At 72.2% G+C, this 18038-nt stretch carries 15 protein-coding genes; 11 read left to right on the top strand and 4 right to left on the bottom strand.

Annotation, left to right across the window (positions count from 1 at the left end; genetic code table 11):
• Position 1 precedes the first annotated feature (1 nt).
• On the bottom strand, positions 2–385 hold the full coding sequence (locus tag IO20_RS0105840) for a VOC family protein (RefSeq protein ID WP_030546711.1): 384 nt from the start codon (positions 383–385) through the stop codon (positions 2–4).
• A gap of 142 nt (positions 386–527) precedes the next feature.
• Here IO20_RS0105840 and IO20_RS0105835 point away from each other — a divergent pair, with 142 nt between their 5' ends.
• From IO20_RS0105835 to IO20_RS0105810, 6 genes are all read left to right on the top strand, one after another.
• Positions 528–1445 (top strand): LLM class F420-dependent oxidoreductase, encoded by a 918-nt coding sequence (locus IO20_RS0105835; protein WP_030546709.1) that lies wholly within the window; start codon positions 528–530, stop codon positions 1443–1445.
• Positions 1446–1469: 24 nt separating this feature from the next.
• Complete coding sequence (locus tag IO20_RS0105830; protein WP_030546707.1) at positions 1470–2243, top strand: SDR family NAD(P)-dependent oxidoreductase; 774 nt, start codon at positions 1470–1472, stop codon at positions 2241–2243.
• Positions 2244–2349: 106 nt separating this feature from the next.
• Positions 2350–3474, top strand: a complete 1125-nt coding sequence (locus IO20_RS0105825; protein ID WP_030546705.1) for an LLM class flavin-dependent oxidoreductase — start codon at positions 2350–2352, stop codon at positions 3472–3474.
• 650 nt (positions 3475–4124) lie between these two features.
• Entirely contained in the window at positions 4125–5864 is a 1740-nt protein-coding gene (locus IO20_RS0105820; protein ID WP_030546703.1) for an N-acyl-D-amino-acid deacylase family protein, read from the top strand.
• A complete protein-coding gene (locus IO20_RS0105815) occupies positions 5861–7315 on the top strand; it encodes an aldehyde dehydrogenase family protein (protein WP_030546701.1) in 1455 nt (484 codons plus the stop codon). Before IO20_RS0105820 ends, IO20_RS0105815 begins: the two co-directional genes overlap by 4 nt.
• Positions 7316–7554: 239 nt before the next feature.
• A complete protein-coding gene (locus tag IO20_RS0105810; RefSeq protein ID WP_030546699.1) occupies positions 7555–9120 on the top strand; it encodes an APC family permease in 1566 nt (521 codons plus the stop codon).
• Between the two features lie 96 nt (positions 9121–9216).
• Here IO20_RS0105810 and IO20_RS0105805 read toward each other — a convergent pair whose 3' ends face one another.
• Positions 9217–9432, bottom strand: a complete 216-nt coding sequence (locus IO20_RS0105805) for a hypothetical protein (protein ID WP_030546697.1) — start codon at positions 9430–9432, stop codon at positions 9217–9219.
• A gap of 68 nt (positions 9433–9500) precedes the next feature.
• Here IO20_RS0105805 and IO20_RS0105800 point away from each other — a divergent pair, with 68 nt between their 5' ends.
• Positions 9501–9974: a GNAT family N-acetyltransferase gene (locus IO20_RS0105800; protein WP_030546695.1), complete on the top strand. Its 474-nt coding sequence runs from the start codon at positions 9501–9503 to the stop codon at positions 9972–9974.
• Between the two features lie 25 nt (positions 9975–9999).
• Here the strand turns inward: IO20_RS0105800 and IO20_RS0105795 are convergent, their stop codons facing one another.
• Entirely contained in the window at positions 10000–10740 is a 741-nt protein-coding gene (locus IO20_RS0105795) for a GNAT family N-acetyltransferase (RefSeq protein ID WP_106978522.1), read from the bottom strand.
• A 112-nt stretch (positions 10741–10852) separates the two neighbouring features.
• Here IO20_RS0105795 and IO20_RS0105790 point away from each other — a divergent pair, with 112 nt between their 5' ends.
• The 4 genes from IO20_RS0105790 (at position 10853) to IO20_RS0105775 (ending at position 16350) form a co-directional block, all read left to right on the top strand.
• Positions 10853–11512, top strand: coding sequence for a hypothetical protein (locus IO20_RS0105790; protein WP_030546691.1), 660 nt, complete (start codon positions 10853–10855; stop codon positions 11510–11512).
• Positions 11513–11586: 74 nt separating this feature from the next.
• On the top strand, positions 11587–12417 hold the full coding sequence (locus IO20_RS0105785; protein ID WP_030546689.1) for a TIGR03619 family F420-dependent LLM class oxidoreductase: 831 nt from the start codon (positions 11587–11589) through the stop codon (positions 12415–12417).
• Between the two features lie 96 nt (positions 12418–12513).
• A complete protein-coding gene (locus IO20_RS0105780) occupies positions 12514–15099 on the top strand; it encodes a bifunctional FO biosynthesis protein CofGH (RefSeq protein ID WP_030546687.1) in 2586 nt (861 codons plus the stop codon).
• Between the two features lie 132 nt (positions 15100–15231).
• Positions 15232–16350 (top strand): ADP-ribosylglycohydrolase family protein, encoded by a 1119-nt coding sequence (locus IO20_RS0105775; RefSeq protein ID WP_030546685.1) that lies wholly within the window; start codon positions 15232–15234, stop codon positions 16348–16350.
• On the opposite strand, the gene IO20_RS0105770 is transcribed toward IO20_RS0105775, so the two are convergent.
• Positions 16335–17897, bottom strand: coding sequence for a sodium:solute symporter family protein (locus IO20_RS0105770; protein ID WP_030546682.1), 1563 nt, complete (start codon positions 17895–17897; stop codon positions 16335–16337). The genes IO20_RS0105775 and IO20_RS0105770 overlap by 16 nt on opposite strands.
• Positions 17898–18038: the final 141 nt, after the last annotated feature.

The raw sequence follows: 18038 nt of genomic DNA, 5'->3' as shown, positions 1-18038 counted from the left end.
GTCAGGCCGGCTGGACGCGGGCGCGCAGGAGGCAGAACTCGTTGCCCCCCGGGTCCGCCAGGACGTGCCAGCTCTCCGTGCCGGTCTGGCCGACGTCGGCCGGTACGGCGCCGAGGGCGAGCAGGCGTTCCAGCTCGGCGTCCTGGTCGCGGTCGGTGGCGCTGACGTCGAGGTGGAGCGGGAGCTTCCCGGTCCGGGGTGCGGTGCTGGGGCTGAGGACGAGGGTGGGCTGCGGGCCCCCGAAGCCGGCGTCGGGCGGCCCGATCGCGATGCTTCCGTCCTCCTCGCGTTCGATCTCGACGTATCCGAGCACCTCGCTCCAGAACGCGGCGAGCCGTTCGGGGTCGGCGCAGTCGAGGACGAGCTCACTGATGCGGCATGCCATGCACGCGAGTCTACGGAGCCGGCTCCACGGAGATGGGGTCGTGACGCCGCACATGCCCGCCTCTTGCCTGATGGACCGTCAGAGGCCAGCATGGGGCCGCTCGCCACGCAGATGACGGAGCGTCAGATCCAGGAGGTTCCCCATGGTCGTCTACGGGATGCAACTGCCCGTCCAGTCCCAGAGCGCGATCTACGCCGAGCCCTGGGAGGCGGACGCCGGGCCCGTGGACCTGCTCGCCGTCGCGCGGGCCGCCGACGCCCACGGCTTCGACTACATCGCCGGCTGCGACCACGTCGCCATCCCGCGCCGCCTCGCCGGGCCGATGAGCACCGTCTGGTACGACCCGGTCGCCACGCTCTCCTTCCTCGCCGCCGCCACCGAGCGCGTCCGGCTCCTCTCGCACGTCGCCGTCGTCGGGCTGCGGCACCCGCTCGTCACGGCGAAGGCGTACGCCACGCTCGACCACCTCTCCGGCGGCCGGCTGGTCCTCGGCGTCGGCGCCGGGCACGTGCGGGAGGAGTTCGAGGCGGTCGGCGCCGACTTCGAGCGGCGCGGGGCCGTGCTCGACGAGACCCTCGACGCGCTGCGGGCCGCCCTCGGGGCCGAGGAGTACCCGGAGCACGTGGGTGAACGGTTCGCCTTCAAGGACCTCGGGCAGCGGCCCCGGCCCGCACAGGAGCGGGTCCCGCTCTGGGTGGGCGGCTCCTCGCCCGCGGCCGTCCGGCGGGCCGCGCTGAAGGGGGACGGCTGGCTGCCGCAGGGCGACCCGCGGGAGAAGCTGCCCGAGCAGATCCGCAGGCTGCTCCGGCTCCGCTCCGAGGCCGGGATCGAGGAGCCACTGACCGTCGGCGCGATCGTCGAGCCGCTGTACGTCGGATCGCCCGGCTGGGACGTGGGCCGCCGCACCCTGAGCGGCCCGCCCGAGGAGCTCGCCGCCTCCCTGCGCGCGTACGGGGAGATGGGCGTCCACCAGATCCAGGTGCGTTTCCGGTCCCGGAGCCGTACCGAACTCGTCGACCAGATGGCGGCCTTCGGGTCGGAGGTCGCCCCCCATCTGTAGGGATGCCGACCGAGGAGTGCGGACATGGGCAAGCTGGACGGGCGGGTCGTCCTGATCACCGGGGCGGCGCGCGGGCAGGGCGAGCAGGAGGCCCGGCTGTTCGCCGGGGAAGGAGCCCGGGTCGTCCTCGCGGACGTGCTCGACGGCCCCGGCGAGGCGCTCGCGAAGGAGCTGCGGGAGGAGCTGGGGGAGGGGCGGGCCGCGTACGTCCACCTGGACGTGACCAGGGAGGAGGACTGGGCGGCCGCCGTGGCCGCGGCCACGGAACGGTTCGGGAAGATCGACGGCCTCGTCAACAACGCCGGCATCCTCCGCTTCAACGAGCTGCTCGCCACGCCCCTGGAGGAGTTCCAGGCGATCGTCTCCGTCAACCAGACCGGCTGCTTCCTCGGCATCAAGGCGGTCGCGCCCGAGATCGCCGCGGCCGGCGGCGGCACGATCGTCAACACCGCCTCGTACACGGGTCTGACGGGCATGGCCGGGGTCGGCGCCTACGCGGCCTCCAAGCACGCCGTCCTCGGGCTCACCCGGGTCGCCGCGCTGGAGCTGGCCGCGAAGGGGATCCGGGTGAACGCGGTCTGCCCGGGGGCGATCGACACGCCCATGAGCAACCCGGAGGGAGTGGACCCGGCGGCCACCGGCGCGCTGTACCGCACGCTCGTCCCGCTCGGCCGGATCGGGCGGCCCGAGGAGGTGGCGGCCCTCGCGCTCTTCCTGACCTCGGACGACTCCTCGTACGTCACCGGGCAGCCGTTCGTGGTCGACGGCGGGTGGCTCGCGGGAGTGAGCCTGTTCTGACGGTACGTCAGGTAGCGGTATTGACGCTCTTGCCGCGCGGTGCGAGAGTCGGGCACATCAAGAGATCTGACGGTTCGTCAGAAACAGTGGAGGACGGTGAACTCCCTTGGAATTCGGGATCTTCGTACAGGGATACGTCGGCAAGCGCGCCGAGACCGATCCCGAAGCCGAGCACAAGGCCCTCATGGAGGAGACCGAGTACGTCATCCAGGCGGACAGATCCGGCTTCAAGTACGCCTGGGCCTCCGAGCACCACTTCCTGGAGGAGTACTCGCACCTCTCCGCGAACGACGTCTACCTCGGCTACCTCGCCCACGCCACCGACCGGATCCACCTCGGCTCCGGCATCTTCAACCCCCTCGCCCCGGTGAACCACCCGGTGAAGGTCGCCGAGAAGGTCGCCATGCTCGACCACCTCTCCGCCGGGCGCTTCGAGTTCGGCTCCGGGCGCGGGGCCGGCACCCACGAGATCCTCGGGTTCATGCCGGGCATCACCGACATGAACCACACGCGGGAGATCTGGGAGGAGACGATCGCCGAGTTCCCCAAGATGTGGCTCCAGGACGAGTACGTCGGCTTCCAGGGCAAGCACTGGTCGCTTCCGCCCCGCAAGGTCCTCCCCAAGCCGTACGGGAAGTCCCACCCCGCCATGTGGTACGCGGCCGGGTCCCCCTCCTCGTACGCCATGGCCGGGAAGATGGGCCTCGGCGTCCTCGGCTTCAGCGTCCAGAAGGTCTCCGACATGGAGTGGGTCGTCGAGTCCTACAAGAACGCGGTGAAGGAGGCCAAGGCGGTCGGCGACTTCGTCAACGACAACGTCATGGTGACGTCGACGGCGATCTGCGCGGAGACGCACGAGAAGGCGGTGGAGATCGCGGTCGGCGGGGGCCTGAACTACCTGCAGTCGCTGCTCTTCCGCTACCACGACACGTTCCCGCGGCCCGAGGGCATCCCGGAGTGGCCGGAACTGCTCCCCGAGTACTCCGCCGAGATCATCGAACTCCTCATCCAGGAGGAGCTGATGATCTGCGGCGATCCCTCGGAGGTCCTCGCCCAGTGCAAGCGGTGGGAGCAGGCGGGGGCGGACCAGCTGTCCTTCGGGTTGCCGATCGGGATCTCGTACGAGGACACGATGAACTCGATCAAGCTGATCGGCGAGCACGTGATCCCGGAGATCGACACGGACCCGGTCCACCGGACGACCCGCTTCCGCCAGGGCGCCGGTTCCTGACGAGGGTGCCGCCCCCGCCATCCCACCACCGTGCGGGCCGCCGCTACCCCACCCGCGCCCGGGGCCGGGTGCACTCGCCCTCCGGGGCTGGACGCACCCCACCCCCGCCCGGCACCCATCCCACCGCCGTGTGGGCAGTCGTCCCGCTGGGCGGGACGGGTGGGCACACGGGACCGCGCCCTTGGCGGCGCCTCCGCCCCTTGTGCCTTGACCCGCACCCAGCAGCAGGCCGCACCCGGGTACGGGTCAGGGCGCGGAAGCCTAGGCCCGGCAAGGGCCGCCGTCCTGTTGTGCCCACCCGTTCCGCCCCGGCGGAACGACTGCCCACAACGGGGGTGGCGACGGCCAGGGCGGGGTGGGTGCCGACCCGGCGGGACGGCTGCCCACAACCGGGCGGGATCGGGCGCCGCCCCGGCGGGACGGCTGCCCACCACCCGGGGGCGACGGTTGGGTGGGCGTCGGCGCCGTGCAGCGACCGCACACAACGGGGTGGTGGTGAGGGGTAGGCGCCGGCCCGCCCCGACCGCCACGAGATAAGCGCGGGGTGGCGTCTTCCCGGACCGCCGCCCCGTATCCGCCCCGGCCGGAGGCCCCCCGCGGCGGCCCCCGGTCCGGGGCACACCCGCGTCCACGTCCAGAAAGGGACCGTCATGCTCGACCACCTGATCACGGGCGCCACCGTCGTGGACGGCACCGGCGCCCCCGCCTTCACCGCCGACGTCGGGATACGCGACGGCCGGATCGCGGTCGTCGCCGAGCCCGGCACGACGACCGAGCCCGCCCGTACCACCCAGGACGCCACCGGCCTCGTCCTCGCCCCCGGCTTCGTGGACCCGCACACCCACTACGACGCCCAGCTGTTCTGGGACCCGTACGCCACCCCCTCCATGAACCACGGCGTCACCACCGTCGCCGGCGGAAACTGCGGCTTCACCCTCGCCCCGCTCCACCCGGACCGGCCCGAGGACGCCGACTACACCCGCCGCATGATGTCCAAGGTGGAGGGCATGGCCCTGAAGGCCCTGGAGGAGGGCGTCGACTGGAGCTGGTCGTCCTTCGCCGAGTACCTCGACGCCCTCGACGGGCGGATCGCCGTCAACGCCGGGTTCATGGTCGGGCACTGCGCCCTGCGCCGGTACGTGATGGGCGCCGACGCCGTCGGCGGACAGCCGACACCCGAGCAGCTCGCCCAGATGGTCGCCCTGCTCAAGGAGGCCATGGAGGCCGGGGCCTGGGGGCTCTCCACCACCCAGTCGTCCACCCACTCCGACGGCGACGGCGCGCCCGTCGCCTCCCGGCACGCGGGCCCCGACGAGCTGATCGCCCTCTCCCGGGCCGTCGGCGAGCACGAGGGCACCCAGATCGAGGCGATCCTCGCCGGCTGTCTCGACCAGTTCTCCGACGACGAGATCGAGCTGTTCGTCGAGATGACCGCCGCCGCCGGGCGGCCCCTGAACTGGAACGTCCTCACCATCGACGCCTCCGTCCCCGAGCGCGTCCCCCGCCAGCTCACCGCCTCCGAGCGGGCCCGCAAGTCCGGCGGCCGGATCGTCGCCCTCACCATGCCGATCCTCACCCCGATGAACATGTCGCTCGGCACGTTCTGCGCCCTCAACCTCATCCCCGGCTGGGGCGAGATCCTCGCCCTCCCCGTCCCCGAGCGGATCGCGAAGCTCCGCGACCCGGAGGTCAGGTCCGGGATGCTGCGGCGCGCCGACTCCCGGGAGGCCGGGGTCTTCCGGCGCCTCGCCCACTTCGGGCGGTACGTCATCGGCGACACGTACAGCCGTGAGAACGAGGGACTCACCGGGCGCGTCGTCGGCGACATCGCCGCCGAACGCGGCCAGGACCCCTTCCAGTGCCTCGTCGAGATCTGCGCCAACGACGACCTCAGGACGGTCCTGTGGCCGATGCCCAGCGACAACGACCCGGCCTCCTGGGCGCTGCGCCGCGAGACCTGGGACCACGAGGACGTCCTGCTCGGCGGCTCCGACGCGGGCGCCCACCTGGACCGGATGTGCGGAGCCCCGTACACGACCCGCTTCCTCGGCGACTGTCTGCGCGGCCGGAAGCTGGTGCCCCTGGAGCGGGCCGTGAAGATGCTGACCGACGACCCGGCCCGGCTCTTCGGGCTCCGCGAACGCGGCCGGATCACCGAGGGCTTCCACGCCGACCTGGTCCTCTTCGACCCGGAGCGGATCGACGCGGGCCCGGCGACCCTCGTGCACGACCTGCCGGGGGACAGCCCGCGCCTGGACTCGCGGGCGGTCGGGATCGTGTCGGTGCGGGTCAACGGGGTCGAGACCGTGCGGGACGACCGGGTGACCGGCGCGATCCCCGGGCGCGTGCTGCGCTCGGGCCGTGACACGAGGACGGTGAGCACGCGATGAGGACCGAGCGGCTTTTCATCGGCGGTGAGTGGGTCGAGCCCGACGGCGGCCACTACCCCGTCGTCGACCCGGCCACCGAGGAAGTGGTCGGTCTGGCGCCGGAGGCCTCGCGCGCCCAGGTCCACGAGGCCGCCGCCGCGGCCCGCGAGGCCTTCGGCTCCTGGTCCCGTACGAAGCCGGAGGAGCGGGCGGCGATCCTGGACCGGGCCGCGGACCTGATGGCCAGGGACGCCGACGCGAACACGCTGCTCGCCCGCGCCGAGACCGGCGCCACCACCGGCACCGCGCGCGGGATGCAGGTAGCGGTGGGCGCCGCCCGTTTCCGGCGGTACGCGCGCGGGGCGATGGAACCGGTCGAGCAGGCGCTGCCCCCGCAGATCAACGAGGCGGGCCCGATGGGCAAGGCCGGGGTGTTCGGCGCGGTGGCGGTACGGCGCCCGGTCGGCGTCGTCACCTGCATCACCTCGTACAACAACCCCTGGGCCAACCCGGCGGGCAAGGTCGCCCCGGCGCTCGCCATGGGCAACACGGTCCTCGTGAAGCCGGCCCCGCAGGACCCGCTCTCCGTGTACGCCATGACCCGGGCCCTTGAGGAGGCCGGTGTCCCGGCGGGGGTGGTCAACGTGGTGACCGGCTCCGCGCGGGCGGTCGGAGAGGCGGCGGTGGACTCCCCGGACGTCGACATGGTGTCGTTCACCGGTTCCACGGCGGTCGGGCAGGCGATCGGCGAGGTCTGCGGCCGCTCGCTCAAGCGGCAGCTGATGGAGCTGGGCGGCAAGGGCGCGGCGCTCGTCTTCGACGACGCGGACCTGGACTCCGCGGTCATGGGGATCGGGACGACGTTCGCCTTCTACAGCGGACAGATCTGCACCGCCCCGACCCGGGTGCTCGCGCAGCGCGGGATCTACGAGCGGCTGATCGAGAAGCTGACCGGCCATCTGGCCTTCATGAAGGTGGGGGACCCGGCGGAGCGGGGCACGGTCGTCGGCCCGGTGATCTCGGCGGCGCACCGCGACCGGGTGGAGTCGTACGTCGAGCTGGGACGCAAGGAGGGGGCGCGGGTCGTGGCGGGCGGCGAGCGCCCGGACCTGGCGAGGGGCTTCTACGTGGCGCCGACGCTGCTCGCCGACTGCACGAACGGGATGCGGGTGGTGCGGGAGGAGATCTTCGGTCCGGTCGTCGTGGTCGTCCCCTTCGACGACGAGGAGGAGGGGATCGCCCTCGCGAACGACAGCGACTACGGGCTGATCGACTACGTGTGGTCCGGCGACGTGGCCCGTGCCTTCCGGATCGCGGCCCGGCTGCGGGCCGGCGGGGTGGGGGTGAACACGATCGGCCGGAACATGGAGGCGCCGTTCGGCGGATTCAAGAAGAGCGGGGTCGGACGGGACGTCGGCTCGTACGCGCTGCAGGCGTACAGCGAGCTGCAGGCCGTTGTCTGGCCGGGGTGAGGACGTGGCCGAAAATTTCCTTCGGAAAATTTGAAAACGGACATATGGGGCATGGCTGCGGTTCCCGCATAGCGGACACGGCTCGACCGACCTACCAGTTGGTCGGGCTGTCCGGGTCGTCGATCTTTCAATCATTGGCGGGTGTCCGCTTCGACCCGCGCAAAGTAAGGCGGTGATCGATCAGGCTGGCGGAGTTCGATCTTCCGGATGTGGAAACCGCAGCATTTAACGTCCTGTTCATGACTCAGGTGGAAGCGCGGCCCCAGGCCGGAGACACGGTAAGGGGCGTCAACGCCCCCGGCGACGCGAACGGCGTGCGCAAGAAGGGCCTCGGCGGGAACTCCGTCGGGCTGATGGGCAGTGCCGTCATCGGCATCTCGACCGTCGCCCCCGTCTACTGTCTGACCTCCACGCTCGGCTCCACGGCCGGCGAGGTCGGCCTGCAGATGCCCGCGATCTTCCTCGCGGGCTTCCTCCCGATGCTCCTCGTCGCCTTCGCGTACCGGGAACTCAACAAGGTCATGCCGGACTGCGGCACCTCCTTCACCTGGACCGTGAAGGCCTTCGGCCCCAAGATCGGCTGGATGTGCGGCTGGGGCCTCGTCATCGCGACGATCATCGTGCTCTCCAACCTCGCCGGCGTCGCCACCTCCTACTTCTGGCTCCTCGCGGGTGAGCTCAGCGGCAGCGAGTCCATCGCCGCCCTGGACGACAACAAGGCCGTCCACATCCTCACCTGCCTCACGCTCATCGCCGTCGCCACCGCGATCAGCTACCGCGGCATGACCGCCACCAAGGGCCTCCAGTACGCCCTCGTCGGCCTCCAGCTCGTCGTCCTCGTCGCCTTCGTGGCGATGGCGCTGTCGAAGGCCGGCGACTTCGAGACCTCGGTCTCCTTCTCCTGGTCCTGGATGAACCCCTTCGCGGTCCAGTCCTTCGCCGCCTTCACCGCCGGCCTCTCGCTCTCGATCTTCATGTACTGGGGCTGGGACGCCTGCATGGCGACCAACGAGGAGACCACCGGCAGCGCGAAGACCCCCGGCCGCGCCGCGCTCATCGCGATGGTCGTGCTCGTCGCCTCGTACCTCGCCACCGGCATCGCCGCGCAGATGGCCGTCGGCTCCGGCGAGGAGGGCCTCGGCCTCGCCAACCCGGAGACCTCCGACAACGTCTTCGCCGCACTCGCCGGACCCGTCATGGGCCCGACCCTGGGCATCCTGCTCTTCGTCGCCGTCCTCGCCTCCGCCGCCGCCAGCCTCCAGACGACCTTCATCCCGGTGGCCCGCACGGTCCTCGCGATGTCCACGTACGAGGCGCTGCCGAAGTCCTTCACCAAGGTCCACCCGGTCTTCAAGACCCCGGGCAAGGCCACCGTCGTGGCCGGCGTCGCCACCGGCGTCTTCTACACCGTGATGACCCTGGTCAGCGAGAACGTGCTGATCGACACGATCTACGCGCTCGGCCTGATGATCTGCTTCTACTACGCGCTCACGGCCTTCGCCTGCGTCCGGTACTTCCGCGCCGAGCTGTTCCGCTCCGGCCGCGACTTCGCCTACAAGGGCCTGATGCCGCTCCTCGGCGGCCTCATGCTCACCGCCGTCTTCGGCAAGACGCTGTACGACATGTGGGACCCGGCGTACGGCTCCGGCTCCGCCGTCCTCGGCGTCGGCTCGGTCTTCGTGATCGGCGTCGGCCTGCTGCTCCTCGGCGTGGTGATCATGCTGGTCATGCAGCGCAGGAGCCCGGCGTTCTTCCGGGGCGAGGTCCTCACCAAGGAGACCCCCTCGCTGGTGGTCGCCGACTGACCGGCAGCCGCAGCTGAACCCTGAGTCATCCGAAGAACGCGAAAGTGGCGGGCCCGTGGGGGGTCCCGCCACTTTCGTCTTTCTCGCCGTAGGCGCTCAGCGACCGGGCAGCAGGCGCTCCACCGCAGCGTTGGCGGGCGGCAGGTCGGGCGTGCCGGCCGGCTTGGCCTTGGGGGTCAGGACGCCGCTGAGCGGCACGACCGAGGGCAGGTTCACGCCGCCGGTGTCGGCGGCGGCGGTCCCGGCGGTGGCACCCGCGAGACCCGCGGCGGCGAAGGCGGTCAGGGCGGCTGCGGTGAGGATCTTCTTCATGCCCGCTCCAACGCGGACCGGGACGATCCGGTTACGAGGCGCTCCGGAGGCGTCCCTAGGATGCGGCCATGGATGGGGAGACGAAGCACGGGAACTGGACACTGCGCCCCGGCGCCGCCGACGACGTGGAGCCCGTCGCCGAGCTGAGGGCGGCCGTCATGCGCGACGACCTGGAGCGCCTCGGCCGGTACGACGAGCACCGGGTGCGACAGCGGCTGCGGGAGGGCTTCTCGCCCGCGCACACCTCGGTGATCGAGGTCGACGGCGCCTTCGCCGGCTGCGTCACCCTGCGCCCGGCCGGGAACGGCGAAGGGCTCTACCTGGAGCACTTCTACCTGGACCCGGCGACCCAGGGGCGGGGCCTCGGGACGGCGGTACTGCGCGGGCTCCTCGCCCGGGCGGACGAGGCGTCGCTCCCCGTCCGCCTCCAGGTGCTCCAGGGCAGCGCGGCCCGCCGCCTCTACGAGCGTGCGGGGTTCACGGTCGAGTACGAGGACCCGGTCGACGTGATGATGGTGAGAGAGGCCCCCGTCGCGGGCTGACACCCCGCCCACGGCGGCGGTGCGCCTACGCCTCCGCGATCAGCGCCGTGGCGACGGTCCGGAAGCCGAGCCTGCCGTACAGCCGGGCCACGTCCGCGTCCGACGCCGACAGGAACACGAGCTCCGTCCCGTGGGCCCGGGCGTCCGCGACCAGGGCGGCGGTCACCGCGAGCCCGAGGCCGCGGCGCCTCGCCGCCGGGACGGTGCCGACGCCGACGACCTCGGAGACGGGCCCGACGGGCTGGTGCTGGCCGGCCGAGAGAGCGCCTCCCGTCCCGTCGAAGGCCGCGGCGAGCCGGGTCAGCCCGGCCTCGATCCGGCCGCCGATCCGCTCCGCGGTCCCCGGCTGCGGTGCCATGCCGAACGCGGCGTACGGGGCGGCGACGGCGCTGTCCAGGCCGGGGTCGTCCGCGCCGACCATCCGTACGGTGACGCCCTCGGGCTCCGGTACGGCGAGCCCGTCGCCCTCCAGGACCATCAGCGGATGCTCGTGCACGGTGAGGCCGCTCGCCTCCACGGCCGCCCGCAGCCCCGGGGTGGTCTCCGCGACCCACTCGAAGGCCTCGGGCACACCGAGCTCCCGCTGCCGGGCCCGTACCTTCTCCACGTCCTCGACGGGGATCTCACCGGTGGCCCCGAGGGCCGGGCGGGCGTAGAAGGGCCAGCCCTGCCCCTCCTGCACGAACAGGGTCAGCGGCCCGAACTCCTCCGCGCGGGCGGAGGAACGGGGGACGGCGTCGTAGTACGTCTCGATTCGATTCAGCACCGGGCCACGGTAAGCGCGGGGAGCGAGCGGCGCAGGCGGATTTCCGCCCCGCCGGGAACCGTGCGTGGCATGATCCCGTCACCCTGTGCAGGACGGGGAACCAGGGGGAACCATGAGCCGGACGACGCACAGCTGCCCGGGCTGCGACCGGGAGGACCGGGTGCAGGCCGTGCCCGCCGTGTACCTCGCGGGGCGGGACACGGTCAGCAGCCGGGAGCGGGACCGGGACGGCGACCTGCGGACCGTGACCCGGGCGGTGACCACGGGGCTCTCCGGCGCGCTCGCGCCGGTGCCCTTGCCGCCCACGTACACGATCGGCTGCCTCGGTGTCCTCGCCGCCGTCGTCTCCGTCGGCACCTTCCTGGGCGGGGCCCTCGCGGGGAAGTGGTTCGCGGACGCGCCCGCGCACGAGCCGCCGGAGCTCGGCGGCTGGCACATGCCGCCGCAGGGCGTGCCCGCCGGCGAGCCGCCGGCCTACGAGTTCCTGGGCTGGATCTCCGCGCTCGCGCTGATCGCCGCCGTCGCGGTGCTCGCCGTGGTGCTCAGACGCCGGACCACCTTCGCCCGCCTGACCCGGCGCCGCCACCGCGCCGAGGAACTGTGGTCCCACGGCTGGTACTGCCACCGCTGCGGCACCGTCCACTTCGAGGGCGTCCCCGGCGAGGACCGGACCCCGCTGACCCTCCAGCGCTTCCGCGAGAAGGTCTGGGAGCACGGCGGGTACGGGGACCTGGCGGGGGAGCAGCGGGCGGTGGACGCGGCCCGCTCCTGACGCGGCCCGTTCCCGACGCGGGCGCCCGTGTCGCACCCCTCGGAAATCCGGGCCACACCCCCTACCGTGCCGCTATGCGGATCTCGACCACGATCTTCCTGACCGACGAGACCATCACCCCGGTACGGCTCGCGCGCGAGCTCGAACAGCGCGGGTTCGCCGGGCTCTACCTCCCCGAGCACACCCACATCCCCGTCGAACGGGCCACGCCCTACCCGGCGGGCGGTGAGCTGCCCCGGGAGTACGGACGGACCCTGGACCCCTTCGTGGCGCTCGGCCAGGCCGCCGCCGTCACCGAACGGCTCGGGCTCGGCACCGGCATCACGCTGGTCGCCCAGCACGACCCGATCGCCCTCGCCAAGCAGATCGCCACCCTCGACCACCTCTCCGGGGGCCGCTTCACCCTCGGTGTCGGCTACGGCTGGAACCGCGAGGAGGCCGCCGACCACGGCGTCGACTGGCCGGCCCGCCGTGGGCTCACGTCCGACCGGCTCGACCTGATGCGGGCCCTGTGGGCGCCGGAGCCCACGGCGTACGCGGGGAGGTCCGGCGCCTCGGTCCGCGCCTCGGAAGCCTGGCCGAAGCCCGCCGGCGGGGCGCCCCGCACCCTCCTGGGCGGCGCGGCGGGACCGAAGCTCTTCGCGGAGATCGCGGCGCGGACGGACGGCTGGATGCCGATCGGCGGCCGGGGTCTGGCGGAGTCCCTCCCGGTCCTGCGGGAGGTCTGGGAGCAGGCGGGCCGCGACCCGAAGACCCTCCAGGTCGTCCCGTACGCGGTCCTCCCGAACCCCGGCAAGCTCGCCCGCTACGAGGAACTGGGCTGCGAGGAGGTGGTCCTCCAGCTGCCGCCGGGGGGTGAGCGGGAGGTACTGGGGGTCCTGGACGCGTACGCCCAGTACCTCTGAGCGACCGACTCGGTCGACTTCGGAGTACACGGACAGACCGGGCCAACCCGCGAAGGTCCCGGTCCGCCTGTCCGTAGCCGCTCGTATGCTCGGTCCATGACGGATCACCAGGAAGCCCGGCCCACCGCGAACGCCATGCGCCGCGCCCTCAAGCGGGCCAGGGACGGGGTCGCGCTCGATGTCGCCGAGGCCGCCGTGCTGTTGCGGGCGCGCGGGGAGGACCTCGCGGACCTGGTCGCCTCCGCCGGGCGGGTCCGGGACGCCGGGCTCGACGCCGCCGGGCGGCCCGGGGTCATCACGTACTCCAAGAGCGTGTTCATACCGCTCACCCGGCTCTGCCGCGACAAGTGCCACTACTGCACCTTCGTCACCGTCCCCGGCAAGCTGCGCAAGGCAGGCCACGGGATGTTCATGTCCCCGGACGAGGTGCTCGACATCGCCCGGCGCGGAGCCGAGATGGGCTGCAAGGAGGCCCTGATCACCCTGGGCGACAAGCCCGAGGACCGGTGGCCGGAGGCCCGCGAGTGGCTCGACGCGCACGGGTACGACGACACCATCGCCTACGTACGGGCCATGGCGATCCGCATCCTGGAGGAGACCGGGCTCCTCCCGCACCTCAACCCCGGCGTGCTGTCGTGGACCGACTTCCAGCGCCTCAAGCCGGTCGCCCCCTCCATGGGCATGATGCTGGAGACGACCGCGACCCGGCTCTGGTCCGAGCCCGGCGGCCCCCACTACGGGTCCCCCGACAAGGAACCGGCCGTCCGGCTCAGGGTCCTGGAGGACGCGGGACGCTCCTCCGTCCCCTTCACCTCGGGGTTGTTGCTCGGCATCGGGGAGACCCTGGAGGAGCGCGCCGAGTCGCTCTTCGCGCTGCGGCGCGTGGCGCGCGCGTACCACTCCGTCCAGGAACTGATCATCCAGAACTTCCGCGCCAAGCCGGACACGGCCATGCGCGGCATGCCCGACGCCGAGCTCGACGACCTGGTCGCCACCGTCGCCGTCGCCCGCCTCATCATGGGCCCCTCCGCCTGCCTCCAGGCCCCGCCCAACCTCGTCGACTCCGAGTACGAGCGGCTCATCGCCGCCGGCATCGACGACTGGGGCGGCGTCTCCCCGCTCACCATCGACCACGTCAACCCCGAGCGTCCCTGGCCCCGGATCGAGGAGCTCGCCGAGCGGTCCGCCGCCGCCGGCTTCCAGCTGCGCGAACGGCTCTGCGTCTACCCCGAGTTCGTCCAGCGCGGCGAACCCTGGCTCGACCCCCGGCTCCTCCCGCACGTCCGCGCCCTCGCCGACCCCGAGACCGGCCTCGCGAACCCCGACGCGCAGGTCCGCGGCCTGCCCTGGCAGGAGCCCGACGAGGCGTTCACCGCCGCCGGCCGCACCGACCTGCACCGCACCATCGACACCACGGGCCGTACGCACGACCGGCGCGACGACTTCGACGAGGTGTACGGCGACTGGGAGGCGCTGCGCGAGGCCGCCGCGCCCGGCATGGTTCCGGAGCGGGTCGACGCCGACGTCCGCGAGGCCCTCGCCGTCGCCGCCGACGACCCGACGCGGCTCACCGACGCCCAGGCCCTCGCGCTGCTGCACGCCGACGGTCCGGCGCTCGACGCGCTCACCAGGATCGCCGACGACGTCCGCAAGTCGGTGTCCGGTGACGACGTCACGTACGTCGTCACCCGGAACATCAACTTCACCAACGTCTGCTACACCGGCTGCCGCTTCTGCGCCTTCGCCCAGCGCCGTACCGACGCCGACGCGTACACCCTCTCCCTCGACCAGGTCGCGGACCGCGCCGAGCAGGCCTGGGACGTCGGCGCCGTCGAGGTCTGCATGCAGGGCGGCATCCACCCCGACCTGCCCGGCACCGCCTACTTCGACATCGCGCGCGCGGTGAAGGAGCGCGTCCCCGGCATGCACGTGCACGCCTTCTCGCCGATGGAGGTCGTCAACGGCGCGACCAGGACCGGGCTCTCGATCCGCGAGTGGCTGACGGCCGCGAAGGAGGCCGGGCTCGACTCGATCCCCGGCACGGCCGCCGAGATCCTCGACGACGAGGTCCGCTGGGTCCTCACCAAGGGCAAGCTGCCGACGGCGACGTGGATCGAGGTGATCACCACGGCGCACGAGCTGGGCATCCGCTCGTCGTCCACGATGATGTACGGGCACGTGGACCAGCCCCGGCACTGGCTCGGCCACTTCCGCACCCTCTCCCGCATCCAGCAGGAGACGGGCGGCTTCACCGAGTTCGTGACCCTCCCCTTCATCCACACCAACGCACCGGTCTACCTCGCCGGCATCGCCCGCCCCGGCCCGACCGTCCGCGACAACCGCGCGGTCATCGCCATGGCCCGTCTCCTCCTCCACCCCCACATCCCGAACATCCAGACCAGCTGGGTGAAGCTGGGCACCGAGGGCGCCGCCGAGATGCTCCGCTCGGGCGCGAACGACCTGGGCGGCACGCTGATGGAGGAGACCATCTCCAGGATGGCCGGTTCGAGTTACGGCTCGTACCGCTCGATCCGCGACCTGGAGGCCATCGCGGAGGCGGCGGGTCGTCCGGCGAAGCCCCGGACGACCCTGTACGGCGAGGTCCCGGAGGAGCGGCAGCGCACGGCGAGGGCGTCGGACGGACACCTCCCGGAGCTGCTGCCGGTCCTGCCGGCGGAGTGAGGTGGAGGTCCGGCGCTCTTCGGTCAAAAGCGGCCTGAAGGGCGTCGGATCACATAACGTTCCGGCCCCCGAACGGACGTACCCGGTCCATTACAGTGCTGCGCAGACCGGTCTACGGGGGGAGGGCACGACGTGGCCACGACAGCCGCGGCCGTGTGGGGCCGTGCCGAACAACAGGACTTCCGCGCCCGCGTACGAGGCTGTCTGCTCGGCGGCGCCCTCGGCGACGCGCTGGGAGCCGGCGCCGACGGACTCACCCTCGACGCGATCCGGGACGCCCACGGACCTGACGGACTCACCGATCCCGCCCCGGCGTTCGGCCGCCGCGGCGCCGTCACCGCCGCCACCCAGATGAGCCTCTTCACCGTCGACGGACTCATCCGCGCCCAGATCCGCCGCGACACCGGCGTCTGGCACCCGCCCACCGACGTCCACCGGGCCCACCTGCGCTGGGCCGCCACCCAGCACGACTGGGGCCCCGACGAACGGCGGAAGGACAACGGCTGGCTCGCCCGCGAGGAGTGGCTCTACGCCCGCCGCAACCCGCCCCGCGCCTGCCTCACCGGCCTCGGCGACGACCGCCTCGGCACCCTCGACAAGCCCAAGAACCCCACCGCCGCCGACTCCGGCGCCCTCGTCCGCTCCGCCCCCTTCGGGCTGCTCGTCGGCTGGGAGCGGCAGCTCGTCTGCCAGCTCGCCGTCGAGTGCGCGGTACAGACCCACGGTGCCCCCGCCGCCGGCCTCGCGGCGGGCGCCTTCGCCGTCACCGTCCACGGCCTCGCCCGCGGCGCCTCACCCGAGGCGGCCGTCGACCGGGCCCTGGAGCAGCTGGCGGCGCGCCCCGGCCACGAGCCGGTCACCGAGGCACTCGGCCGGGCACTCGGAGCCGTACGGGAAGGGGCGCCGGACCCCGCGCGGGTCGCCGCCCTCGGCGCGGACGAGGACCGGGCCGAGGGGCAGCTGGCGGCGGCCGTCTACTGCGCCCTGGTCGGCGAGGACGTACGGCACGGGCTGCGGCTCGCGGTGAACCACGACGGGCCCTCGTCGGTCACCGGGGCGCTCACCGGGGCCCTGCTCGGTGCCCTGCACGGCGAGACGGCCCTCCCGCCGGCCTGGCTGGCCGAGCTGGAGGGCCGTGCGACGGTCCTGGAACTCGCGGACGACTTCTCGATGGAGATGACCCAGGGGGCCGCCCTGCACGGCCCCGCCGAGTCCTCGCCGGGCTGGCTGGCCCGTTATCCGAGGGGCTGATCCGAGCGGTCGCCGCCGGAGCGCGGGGTCTGCGCGGGGATCGCGGCCGCCGCTCCGGCCGGGCTGCCGTCGTCCGAGTGCAGCTTGTCGAGGAGCGCGTCCCGGTCCGGGGTGTCCTCGGGCCGGATGAAGCCGATGAGGACGTACAGGACCAGGGAGGTGGCGAGCGGCGAGACGATCTGGATCTGCAGCTCGATGCCGTCGAGGCCGTAGTTGGTCAGCCAGAAGACGAACAGGCCGGACGCCCACGAGACCAGTGCCGCCGTCGGCCCGGACTTCCGGAAGGTCCGCAGCAGGCCGAGCATGAACGGGATCGCGATCGGGCCCATCAGACCGGCCACCCACTTGATGACGATGGTGATGATGTCCTTGAAGGCGGGGGAGTTGACCTGGGTGGCCACCGCCATCGACAGGGCCAGGAAGGCGACCGTCGACCAGCGCGCCGCGATCAGCCCGGCCTGCTGCGTCCAGGTCCGCGCCGCCTTGCTCATGACGGGGGCGATGTCCCGGGTGAAGACGGCCGCGATGGCGTTGGCGTCCGAGGAGCACATGGCCATGGTGTGCGAGAAGAAGCCGACGATGACGAGGCCGAGCAGTCCGTGCGGCAGCAGCTGCTCGGTCATCAGGGCGTAGGAGTCGGAGGCGTCGGGCTTCTTGGGGTCGACGAGCAGCGGCGCGACCCACATGGGGAAGAAGAGGACCAGCGGCCAGACGAACCACAGGACGGCGGAGAGGCGGCCGGAGCGGGTGGCCTCACGGGCGGTGGGGGTGGCCATGTAGCGCTGGGCCTGGTTCCACATGCCACCGCTGTACTCGAAGGTCTTGATGAAGAGATACGCGAGCAGGAACGTCATCGTGTACGGGCCCGCGGTCGGCGCGGTGTGACCCTGCAGCTCGGGCCGGTCCCAGACGTCCCACAGGGCGCTGATCCCGCCGAGCTCGGCGAGGACGGCGACGAGCATCGCGATGCCGGCGAAGAACTGGATGACGAACTGTCCCAGTTCGGTGAGCGCATCGGCCCACAGGCCGCCGACCGTGCAGTAGATGCCCGTGATCACGCCGGTGATGAGGATGCCCTGGTTGAGGGAGATGCCGGTGAAGACGGACAGCAGGGTGGCGATGGCGGCCCACTTGGCGCCCACGTCGACGATCTTCAGCAGGACGCCGGACCAGGCCAGGGCCTGCTGCGTGGGCAGGTTGTAGCGGTCCTTGAGGTATTCGAGCGGGGACGCCACCCGGAGGCGGGAGCGCAGCCGGTTGAGGCGGGGCGCGAAGAGGTGGGCGCCGATCGCGATGCCGATGGCGATCGGGAACGACCAGGTGACGTAGGACGTGACGCCGTAGGTGTAGGCGATGCCGGCGTACCCGGTGAACATCACGGCGCTGTAGCCCGACATGTGGTGGGAGATGCCGGAGAGCCACCAGGGCATCCGGCCGCCGGCGGTGAAGAAGTCGGAGACGTCGTCCACACGCTTGTGGGACCAGACGCCGATCGCGACCATCACGCCGAAATAGCCGATGAGTACGGCCCAGTCGAGACTGTTCATTGCGCCCCTCCATGAGATCCGGTCCGTCTTGTGAACGCGGTTCATGGTGTGGGGAGTTACAAGGGAGGGACAATGCAAAGGAGGGTCAAGGGACGGTAAAATCGTTCGGTTTACTGACCCTGGTTCATGTCTGTGAACTGG

The sequence above is a fragment of the Streptomyces exfoliatus genome, assembly GCF_000725545.1.
GTDB lineage: Bacteria > Actinomycetota > Actinomycetes > Streptomycetales > Streptomycetaceae > Streptomyces > Streptomyces exfoliatus.
The sequence above is the reverse complement of the archived record's forward strand: the minus strand, read 5'-3'. Positions and strand labels throughout refer to the sequence as shown.